Genomic DNA, 22,379 nt, shown 5'->3' on the forward strand with positions numbered 1-22,379 from the left:
CACACCCCTGTCGAGGGCGCGGCTCAGCTGCGGGGTGGGGCGGTGCTGGACCGGACGACCAGCTGGGGCTCCACCTGGTCGGGGAGGGTGTCCTCGCCGGCCAGCTGCGCGAGCACCAGCGCCACGCCCCGGCGGCCGAGCTCGGCGAAGTCCTGGCGCACCGTGGTCAGCGGCGGGGTGTAGAACGCAGCCTCCGGCACGTCGTCGAAGCCGACGACGCTCACGTCACCGGGCACCTCCAGGCCGCTGGCACAGAGCGCGACCATCAACCCCAGGGCCATCTGGTCGTTGCCGGCGAAGACCGCGGTGATGACCTCCCCGGCAGCGATCCGGGCGGCCAGGGCCAGCCCGGTTGCGTAGCCCGACGTCGGCCACCAGTCGCCGTGCACGACCTCGGGGACCTCGGCGCCGGCGTCGGTCAGCGCGGCCCGCCAGCCGACCACCCGTCGCTGGGCCTCCAGGGAGTAGGCCGGGCCGGCGACGTGGTGCACGGTCGCGTGACCCAGGCCCAGCAGGTGCGCCACGGCCAGCCGGGCGCCGGCCTCTTGCCCCACCGTGACGGTGGGCCGGACCTCCTCGGCCCCCATCTGCACCGCGACCAGCGGCACCGGCGGGTCGAGGGAACGCAGTGCCTCCACGGCCTGGGAGCTGGAGGTGTGCAGCACGACCGCGTCGACCGACTGGGCCAGGAAGCGGTCCAGCGCACCCTGCAGCTCGTCGAGTCCGGGCTCGTCGAGGATGGCCACCGAGAGCGAGTAGCCCGCGGCCCGGGCCGCCTCCTCGAGGCCGATCAGCGTCTGCGCCGGCCCGTACTGGTTCACGTTGATCGTGATCAGCCCGATGGTCCGGGACGAGCCGGTGACCAGCGCGCGGGCCGCGGTGTTGGGCCGGTAGCCCAGCTCGGCGATCGCGCGCTGCACCCGCTCCCGGGTGGGTGCGGCCACGTTGGGGTGGTCGTTGACCACCCGCGAGACCGTCTGGTGGGAGACCCCGGCCCGGGCGGCGACGTCGGCCATGACCAACGCCTTCACCGCCCCGGCCGGGGCGGCCCCGGCTGTCTCCGTCGACACCCGCGCCGCCCCTGCCGGTCCCCCCGCGTCAGCGGGAGGAGCCGGCCCTGCGCTTGTTGTAGACGTCGAAGGCGACCGCGAGCAGCAGCACGAGGCCCTTGACCATCGACTGGATGGACTGGTCGACGCCCATGAGCTGCATGCCGTTGCTCATGACACCGACGAGCAGACCACCGACCATCGCCCCGACGACCGTGCCGACACCACCGGTGACGGCAGCGCCACCGATGAAGGCCGCGGCGATGGCGTCGAGCTCGAAGCTGTTGCCGGCGCCGGGCTGGGCACCGTTGGACCGGGACGAGAACACGACACCGGCCACGGCGGCCAGGAAGCCCATGTTCACGAAGATCCAGAAGTTGACCGCCTTGACCTTGACGCCGGACAGCGTGGCCGCGGCCAGGTTGCCGCCGATGGCGTAGACCTGCCGGCCGAAGACGGTCCGCTTGGTCACGATGCCGTAGACCATGATCAGCACAGCCAGGATGACCAGCACGTAGGGCAGACCGCGGGCGGTGGCCAGCTGGTAGCCGAAGGCCATGACGACGGCGGCCACGACGACGATCTGCGCCACGAACAGCGGGAACGACGGGACGGTCTGGTTGTAGCGGACCCGGGCGAGGCGGGTGCGGTACTGGCTCACCGCGTAGGCGACCACCGCGACGGCGAACACCAGCAGGGTGAACGCGTCGAAGCCGTTGCCACCCAGCAGCCCGTTGCTGAAGCCCGAGGCGATCCGCCCGTACTCCGGGGTGAAGGGCGACAGCGAGATGTTGTCCAGCACCTGCAGGGTCAGGCCGCGGAACAGCAGCATGCCCGCCAGGGTCACGATGAACGCGGGGATGCCCACGTAGGCGACCCAGAAGCCCTGCCACGCACCGATGACCAGGCCGACGGCGAGGGCGGCGAGCACGCCGACCCACCAGGGCTGGTCCTGCCGGATGACGATCACGGCCGACGTGGCACCGGTGACCGCCACGACCGAACCGACCGAGAGGTCGATGTGGCCGGCGATGATCACGATGACCATGCCGATCGCCAGGATCAGGATGTAGGAGTACTGCAGGACGATGTTCGTGATGTTGCCCGGGGAGAGCGAGGTGCCCCCGGTCAGGATCGCGAACAGCGCGACCACCACCACGAAGGCGATGTAGATGCCGCTGGTGCGCAGGTTGCGGGTCAGCAGCGCGCGGACGTCGCTGGTGCCGACTCCGAGTGCGGCAGCGGGGGCGACGTCCTTGGCCTGCGTGGCCGACTCGGCCTCGGGCTCGGACGTCGGACCGACGGTGTGGGTCATCCGACGAGCTCCTTCTCCTGGGTCATGAGGGTCATGAGGCGTTCCTGGGTCGCCTCGGCCACGGGCAGCTGCCCGGTGATGCGGCCGGCCGAGAGCGTGTACACGCGGTCACAGATGCCCAGCAGCTCGGGCAGCTCCGAGGAGATGACCACCACCGCCTTCCCGGCAGCCACGAGGCGGTTGATGATCGTGTAGATCTCGTACTTGGCGCCCACGTCGATGCCACGGGTGGGCTCGTCGAGGATCAGCACGTCGGGGTCGGTCAGCAGCCACTTGGACAGCACGACCTTCTGCTGGTTGCCACCGGACAGCTTGCCGACGATCGACTTCACCGTCGGGGCCTTGATGTTCATCGACGTCCGGGCGTCCTCGGCCTCGCGGGTCTCCTCGTTGGAGTCCACGAACCCGCGGGTGGACAGCTTGCCCAGCGCGGCGGCCGAGACGTTGCGCGAGATGTCGTCGATGAGGTTGAGGCCGTACTTCTTGCGGTCCTCGGTGGCGTAGGCCAGACCGGCGTCGATGGCCTCGGACACGCTCTTGGCCTTGACTTCGCGGCCGTGCACGAAGACCTTGCCGTCGACGTAGGTGCCGTAGGAGCGGCCGAAGATGCTCATCGCGAGCTCGGTGCGCCCGGCGCCCATCAGCCCGGCGATGCCCACGACCTCACCGGCCCGGACGTCGAAGCTCGCGCCGTCGACGACCAGCCGGTCCTGGGTGGCGTGCTTGACGGTCCAGTTCTCGACCCGCAGGACCTCCTCGCCCGGGTGCGACTCGCGCTCGGGGTAGTAGGAGTCCAGCGCCCGGCCGACCATCAGCCGGATGATCCGGTCGACGTCGACGGTGGGGTCGGCCATGTCGAGGGTCTCGACGGTCTGGCCGTCCCGGATGATCGTGGTGTGGTCGGCGATCGCGTCGATCTCGTTGAGCTTGTGCGAGATGATGATCGAGGTGATCCCCCGGCCCTTGAGGCCGCGGATCAGCCCGAGCAGGTGCGCGGAGTCGGTGTCGTTCAGCGCCGCGGTGGGCTCGTCGAGGATGAGCAGCTTGACGTCCTTGCTCAGCGCCTTGGCGATCTCCACCAGCTGCTGCTTGCCGACGCCGAGCGTGCCGACCGGGGTGGTGGGGCTCTCCTCGAGGCCCACCTCGCGCAGCAGTCGACCGGCCTCGGCGTTGGCCAGGTTCCAGTCGATGAGACCGAAGCGCCCGCGCTTCTCGCTGCCCAGGAAGATGTTCTCGGCGATCGAGAGGTAGGGCACCAGGGCGAGCTCCTGGTGGATGATCACGATGCCGGCGTGCTCGGAGTCGCGGATCCCCGCGAAGTTGCACACCTGCCCGTCGAAGACGATCTCGCCGTCGTAGTCCCCGGCCGGGTACACCCCGGAGAGGACCTTCATCAGCGTCGACTTGCCGGCGCCGTTCTCCCCGCAGATGGCGTGGACCTCGCCGCGCGACACCGCCAGGGTGACGTCGGACAGGGCCTTGACGCCGGGGAAGGTCTTGGTGATGGAGCGCATCTCGAGGATGTGGTCGGCCATGGACTCCGTCGTCTCACTCGTTCGTTGCCGGATCGTGCTCGTGCCGTGCTCGTGCAGGTGCCCCCGGGAGCGTGCCCAGGGGTGGTGCCGGTCGGGCCCGGCAGCGCGAGGCTGCCGGGCCCGACCGGGTCAGGCGGGGTGGGTCAGTCGGCCTGGCCGGACTGGACCTCGGACTCGGTGTAGTAACCCGAGTCCACGAGCACCGACTGGATGTCGTCGGCGTAGACCGTCTCGACGGGGAGCAGGTACGACGGGACGACCTTGACGCCGTTGTCGTAGGTCTCGGTGTCGTTGGCCTCCGGCTCCCCACCCTCGAGGATGGCGGTGGCGGCGGTGACGGCCTGCTCGGCCAGCTGACGGGTGTCCTTGAAGATCGTGGAGCTCTGGACACCCTGGTCGATCAGGGCGACCGAGGCGATCTCGGCGTCCTGACCGGTCACCGCGGGCAGCGGCTGCGGGGTGGAGGCGAGGTCCGGGCCGTAGCCGGCGTTCTGCAGGGCGGTGATGATGCCGCGCGAGATGCCGTCGTAGGGCGACAGGACGCCGTTGAGGACCGTGCCGTCGTTGTAGGAACCCGTGAGCAGGGTCTCCATGCGCGACTGGGCGGTCTCCTGCTGCCAGCGCAGCGTGGCGGCCTGCTCGATGGTGGTCTGGCCCGAGGGGACGACGAGCGTGCCGTCGTCGATGAGGGGCTGCAGGACCGACATCGCGCCGTTGAAGAAGAAGAACGCGTTGTTGTCGTCCAGCGAGCCGGCGAACAGCTCGATGTTGAACGGACCGGTCGCCGTGCCGGCGGACCCGTCGGCGTTCTGCAGGCCGAGGCCGGTGAGCAGCGCGTTGGCCTGCGCCTCGCCCACGGCGAAGTTGTCGAACGTGACGTAGAAGTCGACGTTCTCGGTGTCGCGGATCAGGCGGTCGTAGGAGATGACCGGGATGTTGGCGTCGGCGGCGGCCTGGAGCTGGCCGGAGAGCGCGGTGCCGTCGATCGCGGCGATGATCAGGAGGTCAGCGCCCTCGGTGATCATCTGGTCGATCTGCTGCGACTGGGTGGGGATGTCGTCGTTGGCGAACTGCAGGTCCACCGTGTAGCCGGCGTCCTCGAGCTGCGACTGCACGGCGTCGCCGTCGGCGATCCACCGCTCGGAGGTCTCGGTCGGCATCGAGACGCCGATGCTGAGGTCGCTGGGGTCCGCGTCCGCGGTGTCGCCACCGCCGCTGCCGGCGCCACCGCCGCCACACGCGGTCAGGCCGAATGCCAGCGCGGCACCCAGGGCGGTCATCTTGAGCTTGTTGCTCAATGGATCTCCTCTTCGAGACGTCTGCCGCCGGACACACATCTCGGCGCTCAGGCCCACGTCTGTGCGGGCGCTCACATTGTGAGCGCTAACAACACACTCCCGTCAAGAGGTTCCGGACAGCTTCGTGTCACGTTCTCGTAACGAAGGCGGTGGCCCCACGTAACCCGGCTGTGCGCGGAACGGGCCGAAGCGGGCCGGGCGTGACCTGCAACACGTCGCGTACAGCAGGCGGACCCGGGCGGGTTCGGAACCACCCGGGCCCCGTCCGCCTCAGCGCAGGGTGACCTGCCGGGAGAGCAGCCCGGCCCGCGACCGGCGTTCGTCGGTGGACAGCGGCTCGGTGACCGCGAGAGCTGCCTCCAGGCGGGTCTGCAGCTCGGCGGCCGGGCCGGCCCAGTCGGCCGGCGGGGTGTCGGCCGGCACGTCCCACACCGGGACGACGAGGCCGTGCGCCCGGAAGGCGCCGGCGTACTTGGTGCCCTCACCAAGGGTCAGCTGCTCGGCCGCACCCAGCCGGGCGAGGGCGTCCAGGAGCTGCTCCTCGGGCTCGGGACGCACCCACCGCACGTGGGCCCGGTCCACCGCGGGCCGGCACCAGTAGGCGGCGTCCAGGCCCTCGAGCCGGACGGTGGGGATGACCGCCTCGTTGGCCCGCTCCAGGCCGGCCAGCGCGGCCGGGCCTGCGCCGGTTCCCTCGAGCCAGAAGCCGAAGTCCTCGTGCACGGTCACCTCGAGGGGGGCGGCCGGGTCCAGCAGCTCCTGCAGCCGGGGGCCGGCCGAGCCCTCGGCGCCGATCGGGCCCGGGTCGACCGGGTTGCCGGCCGGGGCCTCCAGGGCCGCGGCCAGCGCGGTGCCCAGGTCGCGGCTGACGTCGTCGGAGGAGGTGGCGAGCTGGACGCCGAGGACGATCTCGCCGTTGGCCCGGACCAGGCCGGGGGCGCCCCCGGGCAGCACGCTGGCCAGGGTCACGGTGCGGCCGTCCGCGGTGGACAGCGTCGCCGTCGCCGAGGGCACCAGCTCGCGCAGCGCCACCCAGTCGGCCTCGCCGGCCAGGCCCTCGAAGGGCCGGGACACGACCGGGGCGTAGGCCGAGCCGTGGCAGTGCTTGTACTTGCGGCCCGACCCGCAGGGACAAGGCGCCTTGGGGTTGACCTCACCGTCGGCGGCGGGGGCGGCGGGACGACGACGGGATGCGGTGCGGGCCATGCCGCCCAGGTTACGGAGCGGGCGTCGCTAGCCTCCGCGTGTGCCGACCGCCCCGCCGCTTGACCTGTCCGACCCCGCCGTCGTCCTCGACCCGTACCCGGCCTTCGACGCCGCCCGGGCCGTGGCCCCGGTGCAGTGGCACGAGGGGCTGGGGCTGTGGCTGGCGTTCACCCACGCCGAGTCCAACACCGTGCTGCGGGACCGCCGGCTGGGCCGGATCTGGGCCGACCGGGAGCCCGCCGACCGCTTCGGGTCGTTCAACCTGGTGCACCGCAACGCCATCCTGGAGATGGAGCCCCCGCACCACACCCGGCTGCGGCGGCTGATCAGCAAGGCCTTCGCCCGCGGGCACGTGGAGCGGCTGCGGCCGTGGGTGGTGGAGCTGGCCGACCGGCTGGTCGACGAGCTCGCCGACGCGTCGTCCGACGGCACCCCGGTCGACCTGCTCACCGGGATGGCCGAGCAGCTGCCCGTCGCGGTGATCGCCGAGCTGCTGGGCGTCCCCGAGAGCGACCGGGCGCTGCTGCGGCCCTGGTCCAACGCGATCGTGAAGATGTACGAGTACGGCCGCACCCCCGACACCGAGGACGCCGCCGAGCGGGCCGCCGACGAGTTCGTGGCCTACCTGCGCGAGCTCGCCGCCGAACGCCGCCGGGTGCCCGGGGACGACCTGGTCAGCCACCTGGTCGGCGTCCGCGACGCCGGGGACGCCCTCACCGAGGACGAGCTGGTCACCACCTGCATCCTGCTGCTCAACGCCGGTCACGAGGCCACCGTCAACGTCACCGGCAACGGCCTGCTCGCGCTGCTGCAGCACCCCGACCAGCTGGCCCGGCTGCGCGCGGACCCCGCGCTGCTGCCGACCGCGATCGAGGAGCTGATGCGCTTCGACTCCCCGCTGCAGCTCTTCGAGCGCACCGCCACCGAGGACGTCGAGCTCGGCGGCGTCGTGGTCGAGCGGGGCCAGAAGGTCGCCGCCCTGCTGGGCAGCGCCAACCACGACCCCGCGGTCTTCGACTCCCCCGGCGACCTGGACGTGGGCCGGACCGACAACCCGCACGTGAGCTTCGGGGCCGGCATCCACTTCTGCATCGGCGCCCCGCTGGCCCGGGTCGAGCTGCAGGCCGGGTTCGGCGCACTGCTCTCCCGGACGTCGTCCGTCGAGCTGGGCGGGGAGGCCGTCCGTCGTCCGGAGTTCGTCATCCGCGGGCTGGCCGAGCTGCCGGTCGTGCTGCGCCGCTGAGCGGAGCTACCCACCAGTAGAAGGTGAGCGCGCTCACTGGCACGATGCGCTCCATGCGCGGTCACATGCAGCACACGCCCCTGACGATCGACTCGATCTTCCGGTACGCCGAGCGCCACCACGGCCACAAGCCGATCGTGACGAACTCGCCCACCGGGCCGGTCCGGACGACGTACGCGGAGTGGGCCAAGCGCACCCGCAAGCTGGGCGGGGTCCTGGACGACCTGGGCATCAGCGCCGACGGCCGGGTGGGCACGTTCGCCTGGAACTCCGCGCGGCACCTGGAGCTGTACTTCGCCGTCCCCAGCACCGGGCGCGTGCTGCACACGCTGAACATCCGGCTCTTCCCCGAGCAGCTGACCTACATCGCCAACCACGCCGAGGACGAGGTCGTCTTCGTCGACCGCACGGTGCTCCCGCTGTTCTGGCCGCTGGTGGACACGATGACCACCGTCAAGCACGTCGTGGTGATGGACGACGGCGGGGACAACGAGATCCCCGACGACCCGCGCGTGCGGGACTACGAGGAGCTGCTCGCCGCGGCCAGCCCGGTCGACTTCCGGGTCGAGGACGAGGACCAGGCAGCCAGCATGTGCTACACGTCGGGCACCACCGGCAACCCCAAGGGCGTGCTCTACACGCACCGCTCCACGGTGCTGCACACCATGGCCGTGGTGCAGCCCAACGTCTTCTCGATGGGCGAGACCGACGTCGTCATGCCGGTCGTGCCGATGTTCCACGCCAACGCCTGGGGCCTGGCGCAGGCCGGCCCCTCGGTGGGTGCCGCGATGGTCTTCCCCGGCCCGATGATGCAGCCCAAGGCGCTGGCGGACCTGATCGTCGACGAGGGCGTCACGTTCACCGCCGGCGTGCCCACCATCTGGCAGGGCGTGCTCCCCGAGCTGGCCGGCCGCGAGCACCAGCTGCGCGACATCGGCTGCGGTGGGTCCGCCGTCCCCAAGGCCCTCAGCGAGGCCTACCGCGAGCAGGTCGGGCTGCCGATCCTGCAGGCCTGGGGCATGACCGAGACGCACCCGGTGGCCACCTCGGCCCGCCTCCCCCGCCACCTGTTCGACGGCAGCGACGAGGACAAGGCCGCCTGGCGCGCCCGCGCCGGCATCCCGTTCATGGGCGTCGAGGTGCGGATCGTCGAGGCCGGCACCACCGACGAGCTGCCCTGGGACGACGTCGCCACCGGCGAGCTCCAGGTGCGCGGCTCGACCACCGCGCAGGACTACTACAGGCCCGACGAGGGCGTGGAGCTGTCCACCTCCGACGGCTGGATGAAGACCGGCGACGTGGCCGCGGTCGACTCCTACGGCTCGGTGCGCATCGCCGACCGGACCAAGGACCTGATCAAGTCCGGCGGTGAGTGGATCAGCTCGGTCGACCTGGAGAACGCGATCATGAGCCACCCCAAGGTCAAGGAGGCCGCGGTCATCGCGATCCCCGACCCCAAGTGGGACGAGCGCCCGCTGGCCTGCGTCGTCCTCAAGGAGGGCGAGGAGTCCTCCAAGCAGGAGATCATCGACCACATCACCCCGCTGGTGGCCAAGTGGTGGCTGCCCGAGGCGGTCGAGTTCATCGACGAGGTGCCCAAGACCAGCGTCGGCAAGTTCTCCAAGAAGGACCTGCGCACCCGCTTCGCGGACTACCAGCCGCGGTGAGCGGAGGGTGGGAGCGCCGTCCTGCTGCGCTCCCACCCTCCCTCACACCACGCGGGGGGCCTGCCCGGTCTCGCTGACCATGGGACGGCCGGCGGCCTCCCAGTCGCCCATGCCGCCGCCGACGTTCACCGCGTCGTAGCCGTTCTGGTTCAGCCAGGCCGCGACCCGGGCCGAGCGGCCACCGCCCCGGCAGGTCACGTAGAGCGGGTCGCCCTCGGGGAGGTCGTCCAGCCGGGCGGGCACCTCGCCCATCGGCACGTGCGTCGCGCCGTCGATGTGGCCGGCCACCCACTCGTCGTCCTCACGCACGTCGAGCACGACGGCGTCGTCGGGGACCTGGTCGGCGGGCACGGTGGGGACCTGCTGCGGCATCGTCACGCACCCCATCGTGGCACGCCCGCCCGGGGTCCGGCCTGCGAGGATGGACGGCGATGAGCGCTCCCCGGCACGACCCGGCCCGACAGCCCGCCTGGTCCCCAGGTCGCAACGCGATCGGGCTGTGGACTGCCGAGGGGGTCCTCGGGGCGCTGTTCTGGGTGGTCGTGGTGGTGCTCCTGGAGGTGTTCCTCCCGCTGCCCACCTGGGTGGCGGTGCTGCTCCCGGTGCTCGTGGTGGTCGAGGCCGTGGTGACGATCGGGCTGCGCCCGCGGTTGCGGTACCGGGTGCACCGCTGGGAGGTCACCGACGAGGCGGTCTACACCCTCACCGGCTGGCTGTCGCGCACCTGGACGCTGGTGCCGGTGTCCCGGATCCAGACCGTCGACGTCACCCGCGGGGTGGTGCAGCAGGTGTTCGGGCTGGCCACGGTCGCGGTCCTGACGGCGTCCTCGCAGGGCACCGTGCGGATCCTGCACCTGGAGGCCGACGTCGCCGCCCGGGTCGCCGACGACCTCGCGCGCCGGGCCGAGACGGTGCGGGACGAGGCCACGTGAGCGGTCCCTGGCAGCCGCCGGACCCGGCGCGGGCCCCGGTCGGACGCCGGACCTCCTGGCGCGTCGTGCTCGTGCACACGATCACCTTCCGGCAGGCCCGGCAGTTCGTGCCGGTCGTGCTGGGCATCGGGGCGTTCCGCGGGCTGACCGACGGGGTGTTCGCCGTCGTGCTCATCGCGGTCGGGATCACCGTGCTGTCGCTGGCCGGGGCGCTGCTGTCGTGGTGGCGGTTCACCTACGTCGACGGTGCGTCCGCGATGGTCGTCACCCGCGGCCTGCTGTCCCGCTCGGTGCGCACCGTGCCCAACGACCGGGTGCGCGGCGTGGAGGTCGAGACCCCGCTGGTGCACCGGCTCCTGGGCCTGGTCCGGGTGCGGGTCGACGCCGCGGCCGGCGCCGTCTCGGCCAAGGAGGAGGAGCTGGTCGTCGACGGGATCACCCCCGCCGAGGCCGACCGGCTGCGCGTCCACCTCCTGGCCCGGCGCGCCCCCGAGGTGCCGGTGGAGGCCTTCGAGGCCGAGCCGGTCGAGGAGGAGTTCGCCCGGTTCGACAACCGCTGGCTGCTCTACGCCCCGCTCGTCGGCAGCTACCTGGCCGTGCCCCTGGCCGCGGTGGGCGCGCTGTTCCGGCTGGCCGACGAGCTGCCCGACCGGTTCACGCCCGACCTGGGGCGGCCCGACCTCACCGACACCGGGCTGCTGGTCGTCGTCCTCCTGGTCGCCGTCGTGCTGCTGGCCGTCGGTGCGGTGGTGGGCAGCGCGCTGGTGAACTGGCGGTTCCGGCTGGTCCGCCGGGGTGGGTCGCTCGTCGCCGTCCGGGGGCTGCTGACCCGGCGGCACACCGAGCTGGAGGTCGACCGGATCCGCGGCTGCACGGTCTCGGAGGGCCTGGGCATGCGCTGGGTCGGGGCCGCGCGGGCCTCGGCCCTGGTCACCGGCCTGGGCGATGCCACCCGGCGGGGGCAGCTGCTGCCGCTGGGCCCGCGGGCGGAGGCGTGGGCACTGGCCTCCCGGCTGGTCGAGGACCCGGGCCCGCTGCGGGCCCACCCGCCCGCGGCGCGCCAGCGGAGGATCCTGCGGGCCGTCGTCGGCGGGCTGCTGGTGACCGTGGGCGGTGGCGTGCTGCTGGCGCTGACCGGACAGTGGTGGCTGCTCGCCGTCGGGCTCGTGCTGAGCGCGCTCGGGGTGCCGCTGGGGCTGGGCCGGTACGCCGCGCTGGGCCACGCGGCCGGGTCCCGGTCGTTCTCGGTGCGGTCGGGCTGGCTGGTGCGCGAGCAGGCGGTGCTGCAGCGTCGCGCCGTGGTCGGCTGGCAGGTGCACCAGACGTTCTTCCAGCGCCGGCAGGGCCTGGCCACCGTCGTGGCGGCCGTCGGCGCGGGCAGCGGCGGCTACACCGCGCTGGACGTCAGTGCGGACGACGCGGCACCGTTCGCCGCCGCCGCGTCGGGCCGGTGGGCCCGGACGCTCAGCCCTCCCGGCTGACGGCCCGGCGCATCGGCATGGCCACCGCGGCCACGACGATGCCGATCGACACGCACCAGAACGGGTTGTCGACCACGTCGAGGCCCAGCAGCACCAGACCCACGAGCAGCCCGGCCACCGCCCCCACGACCACCCAGAGGGTCAACCGGCTCAGGAACGTCGCCCACTCCATGCCACCACCGTCTCGGAACCCGGCGCCCACCGCCACCCGGGGCCCCCGGCGTCGATCAGCTCCGACGACCACTGTGCGTCCTCCTCCACCGGCGTCGGTGGCTGAGGACGCACGGTGGTCGTCCCACCTGATCGAAGAGCGGGCGCGCGAGGGGGTCAGGCGAGGGGGGCGAGCAGGCCGCGGGCGGCGGCGGGGTGGTCGCCGGCCAGCAACCCGGCCGCCGCCAGCACGTACCGGTCGTCGACGGCGACCTCGGTCCCGCCGAGCACGCCTCCGGCGCCTCCGCGGTCGGCGGCCAGCCGGGTGACGACGGCGTCCCGGGCGGCGGCGTCGGCGTGCCGGAACACCCCGCCGGACAGCACGACCAGGCCCACCCCGCGGGCGCTGGCCCCGCCCGGGCCGTAGGCGGCCTCGGCGCGCAGGTGCCGGCGCAGCGCCACGGTGGCGGCCGCCTCGCCCATCGCCAGGGCGCCGTCGGGCAGCGGCGGCAGGCCCTCGGCGTGCGCCGCGGACCGCAGGTCCTCGACCGCGTGGTGCACCCCGAGGTCGCCCTCCACGGTGCGCCGGTGCGCGGGCACGCCGACCGCCTCGCGGCGCAGCGCGGCCTGCTCGGGGTCGAGGTCGGGCACGCAGTACACGTCGGTGGTGGCGCCGCCGACGTCGAGCACCACCACGCCGGGGACGGCGGCGTCGGCGCGCAGACCGGCCAGCACCACGACCCCGTCGAGCACCGCGTCCGGGGTGACCGCGCGGACCCACTGCCGCAACCGCGGGTCGGTGGACAGCCGGTCGCCGCCGATGACGTGCTCGAGGAAGACCGCGCGGATGCCCGCCCGGGCCGACTCGGGGGCGAGCAGGCCGATGTCGGGCAGCACGTTGTCGCAGACGGTGACCGGCAGGCCGCCGTCCCGCAGCAGGCCGGCCACCTCGTCCTGGACCTGGGCGTTCCCGGCCAGCACGACGGGGACGGACCGGTCCCACCCGGCCAGGGCCCGGGCGTTGTGGGTGAGCACCGCGGTGTCGCCGCCGTCGGTGCCGCCGACCAGCAGGACCACGTCGGGGCGGGCGGCGGCCAGACCGACCAGCCCGTCGGCGGACAGCAGCCCGGCGGCCACGTGCACCACCCGTGCACCGGCGCTCAACGCGGCGCGGTGCCCGGCCTCCGCGCTGATCAGCGCCTCGTAGCCGACCACGGCCAGCCGCAGCCCACCGCCGGCGCTGGAGCAGGCCCGCACCGGGGCGTCGGGGAAGCCGGCGGTCGCGGTGAGCACCCCGCGGACGACGTCCTCCAGCGTGGTGGGGGCCTGGGCGGTGGCCAGCAGCGCCCCGGTGTCGGTGTCGACGAGGGCGGCCTTGGTGAAGGTGGAGCCGATGTCGACGCAGGCCAGCGCGGTCACGGCTCGACGCCGAGGCAGGCGTAGGCGGTGCGGGTGAGCAGCGCGACCACCTCGTCCCGGGGCAGGCCGCCGTCGTAGGTGGCCACCGACTGCACCGCGCCGATCGCGGCGTGCACCGAGGCCCGGGCGACGGCGTCGGTCAGCTCCGGGCGGAGCTCGGCGAGCACGTGCACCCACTCCTCCACGTAGTGCCGCTGCAGGCGACGGAGCCGGCGGCGGTCGGCGTCGGGGAGGCTGTGCACCTCGCGCTGGTAGAGCTGCAGCAGCGCCCGGTCGTCGACGGCGAAGAGCACCTGGCCGTGCACCAGGTCGGCGAGCACCTCGCGCTCGTCCCGGCCCGAGGCCCCGGCGGTCGAGGCGGTCTGCAGCAGCCGGTCCATCACGTCGTCCAGGAGCGCGACCAGGACGGCGGACTTGCTGTCGAAGTGCCGGTAGACCCCCGACCCGACGATGCCGGCCGCCCCGCCGATGTCGGCCATCGAGACGCCGTGGAACCCGCGGTCGGCCAGCAGGTCGGCGGCCACCCGGAGGATCCGCACCCGCCGGTCGGGGTCGCGGGTGCGCACGCCACCCCCGTCGCTGGTCACCGCAGCAGTCTGACCGGCACCTCGAGGGTCCGGGAGCGCAGGTACTCCCCCAGCCCCTTGGCCTGCGGGTCGGGCCGGGTCGCCGAGGCCACGCCCTCCCCCAGCAGTCCGACGACGACCAGGTTGAGCGCGCGCAGGTGCGGGAGCTCCCACCGGCGGACGGCGAGGTCGGCCGCCTCGGGCAGCAGGTCGCGGAACCGCTCGACGGTCATCGTGGCGGCCAGCCACGCCCAGGTCTCCTCGTCCCGGGCCCAGAGCCCGACGTTGGCGTTGCCGCCCTTGTCCCCGGACCGCGCCCCCACCAGCCGGCCGAGCGGCACCCGCTCGGTGGGCCCGTCGTCGTCCCAGGCCGGCACCGCGGCGGACACCGGCGCGGGGACCGGACCGCACGGGGAGTGGTCGACCAGCCGGGACGTGCCGTCGGGCAGGACGACGACGTGCTCGACCAGGTCGCGGGGCACCAGGGCCGGCCAGTAGACGCCGTAGGCGCTCTCCGCCGACGGCGGGGTGGTGGTGTGGAACCCGGCGTAGCCACCCAGGGCCAGCTGCATGGTGGCGTCGGAGAACCGCCGGCCGACCTTCCGCCGGTCGGGGTCCTTCACGGTCACCCGCAGGTGCGCGGTTGCGTGCGCGTTGAGCGGGGAGTCGGCGGTGTCGAAGCGGAGCAGCTGGACGTCGGTCCCGGCGAAGGAGTCCCGGCCGCCGAGGATGCCGAACAGCTCGTCGGTGGCCCAGGCCGCCTTCTCCTCCACGTCCAGCCCGGTGAGCACCAGGGTCATGGTGTTGCGGTAGCCGCCCAGGTGGTTCAGCGCGACCTTCAGCCGGTCCGGGGGCGCCGACCCCCGGGTGCCCGCGATCAGCACCCGGTCCGGCGCCTGCTGGGTGAGCTCGCAGGTGCCGAAGTCGGCGACGACGTCGGGGTTGGCGTAGACCGGGGAGTCGATCTCGTAGAGCAGCTGGGCGGTGACGGTGCCGACCGAGACCAGGCCGCCGGTGTCGGCGTGCTTGGTGATCACGCTGGACCCGTCGGCGGCGACCTCGGCGATCGGGAAGCCGGGGTACCGGCGGTCGACGACCTCGTCCAGGAACGCGTAGTTGCCCCCGCACGCCTGGGGCCCGCACTCGATCACGTGCCCGGCGGCGACCGCACCGGCCAGGGCGTCCCAGTCGGTGCGCGACCAGCCGTGCCACCAGGCCGCCGGCCCGACGACGACCGAGGCGTCGGTGACCCGGCCGGTGACGACGACGTCCGCCCCGGCGGTGAGCGCCTCGGCGATGCCCCAGCCGCCCAGGTAGGCGTTGGCCGAGACCGGGTCGACCCCGGCGTTGGCCAGCCGCTGACCGGTGTCCAGGTGGGCCAGGTCCACGCCGTCGGCGAGCAGCTGCGGCACCCGGGGCAGCAGGTCGTCCCCGTGCACGTACGCCACCTGCGGGTGCAGCCCGAGCCGTTCGGCGAGCGCGCCGATCTGGGTGCTCAGGCCGGCCGGGTTGAGGCCACCGGCGTTGCTGACCACCTTGATCCCGCGGTCCAGGCAGGTGCCGAGCACCTCCTCGAGCTGGGTGAGGAAGGTGCGGGCGAAGCCGGCGTCGGGGTCCTTCTGGCTGGCCTTCCAGAGGATGAGCATGGTCAGCTCGGCCAGGTAGTCGCCGGTGAGGACGTCGATCGGGCCGCCCTCGACCATCTCCCGGGCGGCGGCCAGCCGGTCGCCGTAGAAGCCGGAGCAGTTGGCGATCCTGATCGGCTCCCGCGTCACGAGGCGGTCCTCCCGGGTCCGGGCGGGCCGGCGAAGGCCTGCGCGAGGTCCAGCCAGTGGTCGGCGACCCGGCCGGTGGCGGTCAGGGCGAGGTCGGCGCGGTGCCGGCGCTGGGTGACCAGCAGGCAGAAGTCCAGCGCGGGGCCGGTCACCCGGTCCTCGGCGTCGGCGGGTCCCCAGGTCCAGACCGCGCCGTCGGGTGCGGTCAGCTCCACCCGGACCGGCTCGGACGGCGGCTCCTCACCCCGGACCCGGTGGCTCCAGCCCCGGGTGGCCACCCCCAGGTGGGCGGTGTTCCGCAGCCGGCCGGTGGGCTCGCGGGTGGCGCCGACGGCGTCGACGACGTCCTGGCCATGCGCCCAGGTCTCCATCAGCCGGGCGGTCACCGAGGAGGCGGCGCTCATCGGGGGGCCGTACCAGGGCAGCACCGTGCCGGGGTCCAGCGCGCCGAACACCCGCAGGTACCCGGCCCGGGCGGTGCGCAGCCAGCCCAGCAGGTCGGCCGGCGCGCGCCCGCGGTTCGCGGCGGTGACCACCTCGGTGAAGTCGTCGCCGTGCGCCATCAGCGCCTCGGCCTCGGCGCGGAACCGGTCGGGGTCGAGCGCCGCGGTGGTCGCGGTCTCGTCGAAGTGGGCCAGGTGCACGACCTGGTCGGCGACCGTCCAGCCCTCCGCCGGCGTGGGGGTGGCCCAGGCGTCCTCGGGCAGTGCGGTGAGCACCCGGTCCAGGTCGGCGGACTCGGCGGCGAGGTCGGCGACGAGCGCGCCCATGTCGACGGGCACGTCAGCGCCCCGTCCAGACCGGGGTGCGCTTGTCCCGGAACGCGGCCGGTCCCTCCTGGGCGTCGTCGGACAGGTAGACCGGCTCCCACAGCGCCTCGGCCTCGGCGTAGGCGTCGGCGAACCGCTGTCCGGCCATCAGCCGCACGGTCTGCTTGCCCGCGGCGACCGAGAGCGGGGCGTTGGCCGCGATCCGCTCGCCGAGGGCCTGGGCGGCGTCGTGCAGCTCGCCGGCCGGCACGACCTCGTTGACCAGGCCGACCTCGTACGCGCGCTGCGCGGTGATCGGGTCGCCGGTGACCAGCAGCTGCATGGCGATCCGCGGGGGGACCAGCCAGGACAGCGGGGCCGCCCAGGGCGCACCCCGGCCGACCTTGGCCTCGCTGATCGCGAACCGAGCGTGCTCGGCGGCCAGCACCAGGTCGCACTGCTGGGCGAGGAGGAACCCGCCGCCGTAGGCGATCCCGTTGACCGCCGCGACCACCGGCTTGGTCAGCTCGATCGTCCGGCCGGGCTGGGGCACGAAGTCCGGCGGCGGCACGGCGAGGCCGGTGTCGGCCATCTCCCGCAGGTCCCCGCCGGCGCAGAACGCCTTCTCCCCCGCGCCGGTGACGACCAGGACGGCGGCGTCCTCGTCGGCGGCGAAGCGCTCGAAGCCCTCAGTGAGCAGCCGCCGGACCTCGGCCGACAACGCGTTGCGGGCCTCGGGCCGGTCGATGGTCAGCCAGGCGACCCGGCGGACCACCTCGTAGGTGACGCTCACGCCTCCACCGCCGTCACCACGGCCAGCACGGCGCCGGTGTCGACGGTCTCGCCGACCGTCGCGTGCAGCTCGCCGACCACGCCGTCGGTGGGTGCGGCCACCACGTGCTCCATCTTCATCGCCTCCAGCACCAGCACGGTCTGCCCCGCGGTCACGGTGTCGCCCTCGGCCACCGCGACCCGGACGACGGTGCCGGGCATGGGGGCCAGCAGCGAGCCCTCCCCGGCCTGGCTGCCGGGTACCGGGAACCGCGGCGCCTCGGTGAACGCCGTCGACCCGGCGGGGCCGTCGACGAACACCTCCTCGCCCACCCGGTGCACGGCCAGGGACCGGCGGACCCCGCCGACGGTCAGCAGCACCCGGTCCGCGGTCGCCTGCACGGCGCCGACGTCGAGTGCGGTGTCCCCGACGCGCACCCGCCAGCCCTCCCGGGTCCGCCGGTACCGGACCTCCAGCTCGTCGTCGCCGTGCGCGAGGACGGCGACCTGGTCCACGCTCGGCACGTTCCGCCAGCCGCTGGGCACCGGTCGCTGCACCCGCGCGGTGGCCCGGCGGCCGGCGGCGTCGGCGAGCACCGCCGCGGCGGCGTGCAGGGCGGTCACCTCGGCGTCCACGCGGGGTGAGGTGAGCTCGGGGTGCCGGCCCAGGTAGCCGGTGTCGATCTCCCCGGCGCGGAACTCCGGCTCCCGCAGCACGGCGACCAGCAGGTCGCGGTTGGTGACGATGCCGTGCACCCGGGTCTCGGCCAGCGCACGGGCCAACCGCCGGCAGGCCTCGTCCCGGGTGGCCCCGTGCGCGATCACCTTGGCCAGCATCGAGTCGTAGTGCACGCCGACCACCGAGCCGTCGGCCACGCCACTGTCCACCCGCACGCCGGGCAGGGCGGGGACGGCGAAGCGGTGCACGGTGCCGGTGACCGGCAGGTACCCGGCCGGCACGTCCTCGGCGTTGAGCCGGGCCTCGATCGCGTGCCCGGTGACCCGGGCGTCGAGCACCTCGGGCGGCAGCGGGAGGCCCTCGGCGACCTGCAGCTGCACCCGCACCAGGTCCAGGCCGGTGACCAGCTCGGTGACCGGGTGCTCGACCTGCAGCCGGGTGTTGACCTCCAGGAAGAAGAAGTCGCCGTCGGGGGCGAGCACGAACTCCACGGTGCCGGCGCCGACGTAGCCGATCGCCTGCGCCGCGGCGACCGCGGCCTTGCCGAGCTGGGCGCGCAGCGCGTCGTCCACCGCGGGGGACGGCGCCTCCTCCAGCACCTTCTGGTACCTGCGCTGGATCGAGCACTCCCGCTCGAAGAGGTGCACGACGGTGCCGTGGGTGTCGCCGACGACCTGGACCTCGACGTGCCGGGGCCGCTCGACGTAGCGCTCCAGGAACACCGTGCCGTCGCCGAACGCCGACACCGCCTCGCGCCGGGCGCTGTCGACGGCGTCGGTCAGCCCGTCCGGGCCCGCGACGATGCGCATGCCGCGGCCGCCGCCACCGAACGCGGCCTTGACCAGCACCGGGTAGCCGATCCGGGCGGCCTCGGCGACCAGGTCGGTGCCCTCGGCGACCACGACGCCGGGCAGCACCGGCACCCCGGCGGCGGCCATCAGCTCCTTGGCCGCGGTCTTGGAGCCCATCGCGTCGATCGCCTCGGGGGTCGGGCCGACGAAGACCAGCCCGGCCGCGGCGCAGTCCCGGGCGAAGCCGGCGTTCTCGCTGAGGAACCCGTAGCCCGGGTGCACCGCCTGCGCACCGGTGGCCAGCGCCGCGGCGATCACCAGGTCACCGCGCAGGTAGGTGTCGGCCGGACTCGACCCGGGGAGCGCGACGGCCTCGTCGGCGGCGTGCACGAACGGTGCGTCCGCGTCGGGGTCGGAGAAGACGGCGACGGTGGCGACGTCCATCTCGCGGGCGGTGCGGATGACCCGCAGCGCGATCTCACCCCGGTTGGCCACGAGCAGCTTGGAGATGGTCACGGTGCTCACATCCGGAAGACGCCGTAGCCACGGCGCCCCTCGATCGGGCCCGAGTGGGCGGCGGACAGCGCGATGCCGAGCACCGTGCGGGTGTCGCGGGGGTCCAGCAGGCCGTCGTCGTAGACCTTCGAGGTGACGAAGAACGAGTGCGACTCGGCCTCGATCTGGGCCTCGATGCCGCGCCGTCGTTCGTCGTCCGCGGCCTGGTCGAAGGGCCGACCCGAGGCCTCCGCCGAGGCCTTGCCGACGATGGACATCACCCCGGCCAGCTGGGTGGCGCCCATGACGGCGAGCTTGGCGCCGGCCCAGGCGAACATCAGCCGGGGGTCGTAGGCCCGCCCGCTCATCCCGTAGTTGCCGGCCCCGAAGGACGCCGCGGTGTTGATCGTGATGTGCGGGACCGTGGAGTTGGTGACGGCGTTGATCATCTTGGCGCCGTCCTTGATGATGCCGCCCTGCTCGTAGCTCTTCCCGACCATGTAGCCGGTGGTGTTCTGCAGGAAGACCAGCGGGGTGTCGACCTGGTTGGCCAGCTGGATGAACTCGGCGGCCTTCTTGGCCTCCTCGCTGAACAGCACCCCGCGGGCGTTGGCCAGCACACCGACCGGGAAGCCGTGCACCGAGGCGAACCCGGTGACCAGGCTGGTGCCGTACTCCGGCTTGTACTCACCGAACCGGCTACCGTCGACGACCCGGGCGAGCACCTCGCGGGGGTCGAAGGGCACCCGGATGTCGGCCGGGGCGATGCCCAGCAGCTCCTCGGGGTCGAACAGCGGTTCGTCGGCGGGCAGGCTCGGCCCCGGGCCCTGCTTGCGCCAGTTCAGCTCCGAGATGATCCGCCGGCCCAGCCGGATCGCGTCCCGCTCGTCGACGGCGAAGTGGTCGGCGACCCCGGAGACCCGGGCGTGCATCGCCGCGCCGCCCAGCTCCTCGTCGTCGGCGTCCTCGCCGGTGGCCATCTTGACCAGCGGCGGGCCGCCGAGGAACACCTTGGCCTGCTGGTCGACCAGCACCGAGTAGTCGCACATGCCGGGCACGTAGGCGCCCCCGGCCGTGGAGTTGCCGAACACCAGCGCGATCGTCGGGACGCCCATCGAGGAGAGCTCGGTGAGGTCGTGGAAGATCTGGCCGGCGTTGACGAAGAGGTCGGCCTGGCTGGGCAGGTCCGCACCGCCGGACTCGACCAGGTTGACCACCGGGAGCCGGTTGCGCCGGGCGATCTCCAGCGCGCGCAGCGTCTTCTTCAGCGAGATCGGGTTCATCGCCCCACCGCGCACCGTGGGGTCGTGCGCGATGAGCACGCACTCCACGCCGGAGACGACGCCGATGCCGGTGACGATGCTGGCCCCGACGGTGAAGGGCGTGCCCCAGGCGGCCAGCGAGGACAGCTCGAGGAAGGCCGCGTCCCGGTCCAGCAGCAGCTCGATCCGCTCCCGGGCGAGCAGCCGGCCGCGGTCGCGGTGCCGGGCCTGGTACCGCTCACCGCCGCCGGCCCGGACCAGGTCGAGCTGCTCCTCGAGCTGGTCGAGCACGGCCAGGGAGGCGGTGCGGTTGGTCCGGTACTGGTCGCCGCGGGTGTCCAGCAGCGAGGTCAGCACGGTGCCCTCGGTGACCCGGGGGTCGGCGGAGACGGTCACGCGGTCACCTCGCGGTAGTGGTCGGCCAGCCGCTGCCGCAGCACGTTCTTCTGCACCTTGCCGGTGGAGGTGCGCGGCAGGTCCTCCAGCACGACGACGGCCTTGGGCACCTTGTAGCCGTCCAGCCGGGTGCGGACGGCGGCCAGCAGCGCGTCGGTGTCGATCGTCGTCCCGGGCCGGGCGACGACGACGGCGGTGATCGCCTCGGTCCACCGCTCGTGGGGCAGACCGACCGCCACCACCTCGGCGATGTCGGGGTCGGCGGCGTAGAGCGCGCGCTCGACCTCGATGGAGGCGACGTTCTCCCCGCCGGTCTTGATCACGTCCTTGGAGCGGTCAGCGAACCAGAGCACGCCGTCGTCGTCGAAGCGGCCGATGTCCCCGGAGTGGAACCAGCCGTCGGCGAAGGCCGCCTCGGTGGCGGCCGGGTCGTGCAGGTACTCGGTGAGCGCCTGCGGGGAGCGGTAGACGATCTCGCCCTCGCTGCCGGCGGGCACCCGTTCCCCGTCCGGGCCCACCAGGGCGACCCGGACGCCGACGGTCGGGGTGCCGACCGCCCCGGCGTGGGTGAGCTGGTGCTCGGGCCGGAACAGCGTGGTGGTCGGGCTCATCTCGGTCTGTCCGAAGAGCAGGAAGAACTCGCAGCCGAACACCTCGATCGCCCGGCGCAGCTGCGCCTCGGGCATCGGGGCCATGGCGTAGCAGGCCCGCCGCAGGGTGGAGAGGTCGCGGCCGGAGGTGTCGGGCCGCTCGGTGAGCGCGCGGAACATCATGGGCAGGCCGAACACCTGGGTGATCCCCTCGGCCTCGACGGTGTCCAGGAACCGGTCGGCGTCGAACCCGCGGTGCACGACCAGGGTGGCGCCGAGCAGCACGGCCGGGGTGCAGAAGCAGTTGAGCTGGGCGGTGTGGAACATCGGCATCATCGCGATGAACCGGTCCTCGTCGGTCCAGCGGGCCTCCAGCGCCATGGTCATCGACTCGACGTAGACGGCCAGGTGGTTGCCCACCACGCCCTTGGGCGCCGAGGTGGTGCCCGAGGTGTAGAGGTAGGTCAGCGGCGCCCGGTCGGCGACCAGCACCTCGACGGGGCCGGTGCCGGTGCCGGTGAACCCCTCCAGGGTGGTCGTCGTCCGACCGGCCAGGGTGCTCGGCACCGGTCCGCCGGTGCCGGGGGCGACCACCACGTCGGTGACGCCGTCCACGTCGGTGAGCGCCTCGCCCACCCAGTCGGCGAGCTGGGCCTCCAGCACGATCCCGCGGACGCCGGCGTGCCCGAGCACGTAGCCGGCCTCGGCGGCCCGCCAGCCCAGGTTGAGCGGCACGCAGACCACGCCGGCCTTCGCGCAGGCGTAGTAGACGGCCAGGAACTCCGCGCTGTTGCCGCTGGCCAGGCCCAGGGAGTCCCCGGGGGCGTAGCCCCGGTCGACGAGGGTGTGGGCCAGCCGGTCGGTCCAGTCGTCGAGCTCGCGGTAGGTGATCCGGCGGTCCCCGTCGACGACGGCGACCTTGGACGGCATCCGGTCCGCGGTGCGGGTGAGGGTGTCGCCGACGTTGACCCGGTGGACCAGGTTGTCCTGCAGGGGGGTGACGGGCACGG

General features: G+C 73.5%; 19 protein-coding genes. 4 read left to right on the plus strand and 15 right to left on the minus strand.

The genetic code is table 11. The annotated features are described in order from the left end of the window. Window positions 1-23 precede the first annotated feature (23 nt). From ASG36_RS08160 to ASG36_RS08180, 5 genes are all read right to left on the minus strand, one after another. Window positions 24-1,070 carry a LacI family DNA-binding transcriptional regulator gene (locus ASG36_RS08160; protein WP_235494706.1) on the minus strand — a complete coding sequence of 349 codons (1,047 nt, stop codon included), beginning with the start codon at window positions 1,068-1,070 and terminating at the stop codon, window positions 24-26. 28 nt (window positions 1,071-1,098) lie between these two features. Further along, window positions 1,099-2,364 (minus strand): multiple monosaccharide ABC transporter permease, encoded by a 1,266-nt coding sequence (gene mmsB / locus ASG36_RS08165; protein WP_055761732.1) that lies wholly within the window; start codon window positions 2,362-2,364, stop codon window positions 1,099-1,101. Next, the gene (gene mmsA, locus ASG36_RS08170; RefSeq protein WP_055761735.1) at window positions 2,361-3,899 is read right to left on the minus strand and encodes a multiple monosaccharide ABC transporter ATP-binding protein; all 1,539 of its coding nucleotides are present in this window, start codon (window positions 3,897-3,899) and stop codon (window positions 2,361-2,363) included. The genes mmsB and mmsA overlap by 4 nt, the downstream gene beginning before the upstream one ends. Before the next feature lie 143 nt (window positions 3,900-4,042). After that, on the minus strand, window positions 4,043-5,197 hold the full coding sequence (gene chvE, locus ASG36_RS08175) for a multiple monosaccharide ABC transporter substrate-binding protein (protein ID WP_200944366.1): 1,155 nt from the start codon (window positions 5,195-5,197) through the stop codon (window positions 4,043-4,045). Between the two features lie 270 nt (window positions 5,198-5,467). Beyond that, a complete protein-coding gene (locus ASG36_RS08180; RefSeq protein WP_055761737.1) occupies window positions 5,468-6,403 on the minus strand; it encodes a DUF5926 family protein in 936 nt (311 codons plus the stop codon). Window positions 6,404-6,443: 40 nt separating this feature from the next. Between ASG36_RS08180 and ASG36_RS08185 the strand changes: the two genes are divergently transcribed. After that, complete coding sequence (locus ASG36_RS08185; RefSeq protein ID WP_055761740.1) at window positions 6,444-7,646, plus strand: cytochrome P450; 1,203 nt, start codon at window positions 6,444-6,446, stop codon at window positions 7,644-7,646. A gap of 23 nt (window positions 7,647-7,669) precedes the next feature. Next, window positions 7,670-9,313 carry a long-chain fatty acid--CoA ligase gene (locus ASG36_RS08190; protein ID WP_235494708.1) on the plus strand — a complete coding sequence of 548 codons (1,644 nt, stop codon included), beginning with the start codon at window positions 7,670-7,672 and terminating at the stop codon, window positions 9,311-9,313. 42 nt (window positions 9,314-9,355) lie between these two features. Here ASG36_RS08190 and ASG36_RS08195 read toward each other — a convergent pair whose 3' ends face one another. Further along, a complete protein-coding gene (locus ASG36_RS08195; RefSeq protein WP_235494758.1) occupies window positions 9,356-9,685 on the minus strand; it encodes a rhodanese-like domain-containing protein in 330 nt (109 codons plus the stop codon). Between the two features lie 59 nt (window positions 9,686-9,744). Between ASG36_RS08195 and ASG36_RS08200 the strand changes: the two genes are divergently transcribed. Together ASG36_RS08200 and ASG36_RS08205 are read left to right on the plus strand one after the other, a co-directional pair. Next, on the plus strand, window positions 9,745-10,245 hold the full coding sequence (locus tag ASG36_RS08200) for a PH domain-containing protein (protein ID WP_055761748.1): 501 nt from the start codon (window positions 9,745-9,747) through the stop codon (window positions 10,243-10,245). Next, on the plus strand, window positions 10,242-11,726 hold the full coding sequence (locus ASG36_RS08205; protein ID WP_055761750.1) for a PH domain-containing protein: 1,485 nt from the start codon (window positions 10,242-10,244) through the stop codon (window positions 11,724-11,726). The genes ASG36_RS08200 and ASG36_RS08205 overlap by 4 nt, the downstream gene beginning before the upstream one ends. Here the strand turns inward: ASG36_RS08205 and ASG36_RS08210 are convergent. The 9 genes from ASG36_RS08210 to ASG36_RS08250 all read right to left on the minus strand — a co-directional run bounded on the left by ASG36_RS08210 (window position 11,710) and on the right by ASG36_RS08250 (window position 22,377). Beyond that, window positions 11,710-11,898: a hypothetical protein gene (locus tag ASG36_RS08210; RefSeq protein ID WP_157498655.1), complete on the minus strand. Its 189-nt coding sequence runs from the start codon at window positions 11,896-11,898 to the stop codon at window positions 11,710-11,712. The two genes, ASG36_RS08205 and ASG36_RS08210, sit on opposite strands and share 17 nt — an antisense overlap. Window positions 11,899-12,053: 155 nt before the next feature. Further along, window positions 12,054-13,295, minus strand: a complete 1,242-nt coding sequence (locus ASG36_RS08215) for a glutamate mutase L (protein WP_055761756.1) — start codon at window positions 13,293-13,295, stop codon at window positions 12,054-12,056. Next, complete coding sequence (locus ASG36_RS08220; RefSeq protein ID WP_055761759.1) at window positions 13,292-13,882, minus strand: TetR/AcrR family transcriptional regulator; 591 nt, start codon at window positions 13,880-13,882, stop codon at window positions 13,292-13,294. Before ASG36_RS08220 ends, ASG36_RS08215 begins: the two co-directional genes overlap by 4 nt. Continuing rightward, on the minus strand, window positions 13,879-15,636 hold the full coding sequence (locus ASG36_RS08225) for an acyclic terpene utilization AtuA family protein (protein WP_055761762.1): 1,758 nt from the start codon (window positions 15,634-15,636) through the stop codon (window positions 13,879-13,881). The genes ASG36_RS08220 and ASG36_RS08225 overlap by 4 nt, the downstream gene beginning before the upstream one ends. Beyond that, window positions 15,633-16,418, minus strand: coding sequence for a TIGR03084 family metal-binding protein (locus ASG36_RS08230; RefSeq protein WP_055761765.1), 786 nt, complete (start codon window positions 16,416-16,418; stop codon window positions 15,633-15,635). The genes ASG36_RS08225 and ASG36_RS08230 overlap by 4 nt, the downstream gene beginning before the upstream one ends. Window position 16,419: 1 nt before the next feature. After that, a complete protein-coding gene (locus tag ASG36_RS08235) occupies window positions 16,420-17,178 on the minus strand; it encodes an enoyl-CoA hydratase/isomerase family protein (RefSeq protein WP_055761768.1) in 759 nt (252 codons plus the stop codon). Further along, window positions 17,175-19,142, minus strand: coding sequence for a biotin carboxylase N-terminal domain-containing protein (locus ASG36_RS08240; protein WP_235494711.1), 1,968 nt, complete (start codon window positions 19,140-19,142; stop codon window positions 17,175-17,177). Before ASG36_RS08240 ends, ASG36_RS08235 begins: the two co-directional genes overlap by 4 nt. Window positions 19,143-19,147: 5 nt before the next feature. Next, entirely contained in the window at window positions 19,148-20,779 is a 1,632-nt protein-coding gene (locus tag ASG36_RS08245; RefSeq protein ID WP_055761773.1) for an acyl-CoA carboxylase subunit beta, read from the minus strand. Continuing rightward, window positions 20,776-22,377 carry an AMP-binding protein gene (locus ASG36_RS08250; RefSeq protein ID WP_055761777.1) on the minus strand — a complete coding sequence of 534 codons (1,602 nt, stop codon included), beginning with the start codon at window positions 22,375-22,377 and terminating at the stop codon, window positions 20,776-20,778. The genes ASG36_RS08245 and ASG36_RS08250 overlap by 4 nt, the downstream gene beginning before the upstream one ends. Window positions 22,378-22,379: the final 2 nt, after the last annotated feature.

Source organism: Geodermatophilus sp. Leaf369 (assembly GCF_001424455.1).
In the GTDB taxonomy this organism is placed as follows: Bacteria; Actinomycetota; Actinomycetes; order Mycobacteriales; family Geodermatophilaceae; genus Klenkia.

Bases quoted from the DNA above. Each gene is read 5' to 3' on its own strand.
- mmsA (WP_055761735.1), bottom strand. From the start codon at position 3,899: ATGGCCGACCACATCCTCGAGATGCGCTCCATCACCAAGACCTTCCCC.
- ASG36_RS08195 (WP_235494758.1), bottom strand. From the start codon at position 9,685: ATGCCGCAGCAGGTCCCCACCGTGCCCGCCGACCAGGTCCCCGACGAC.
- ASG36_RS08200 (WP_055761748.1), top strand. From the start codon at position 9,745: ATGAGCGCTCCCCGGCACGACCCGGCCCGACAGCCCGCCTGGTCCCCA.
- ASG36_RS08210 (WP_157498655.1), bottom strand. From the start codon at position 11,898: ATGGAGTGGGCGACGTTCCTGAGCCGGTTGACCCTCTGGGTGGTCGTG.
- ASG36_RS08180 (WP_055761737.1), bottom strand. From the start codon at position 6,403: ATGGCCCGCACCGCATCCCGTCGTCGTCCCGCCGCCCCCGCCGCCGAC.
- mmsB (WP_055761732.1), bottom strand. From the start codon at position 2,364: ATGACCCACACCGTCGGTCCGACGTCCGAGCCCGAGGCCGAGTCGGCC.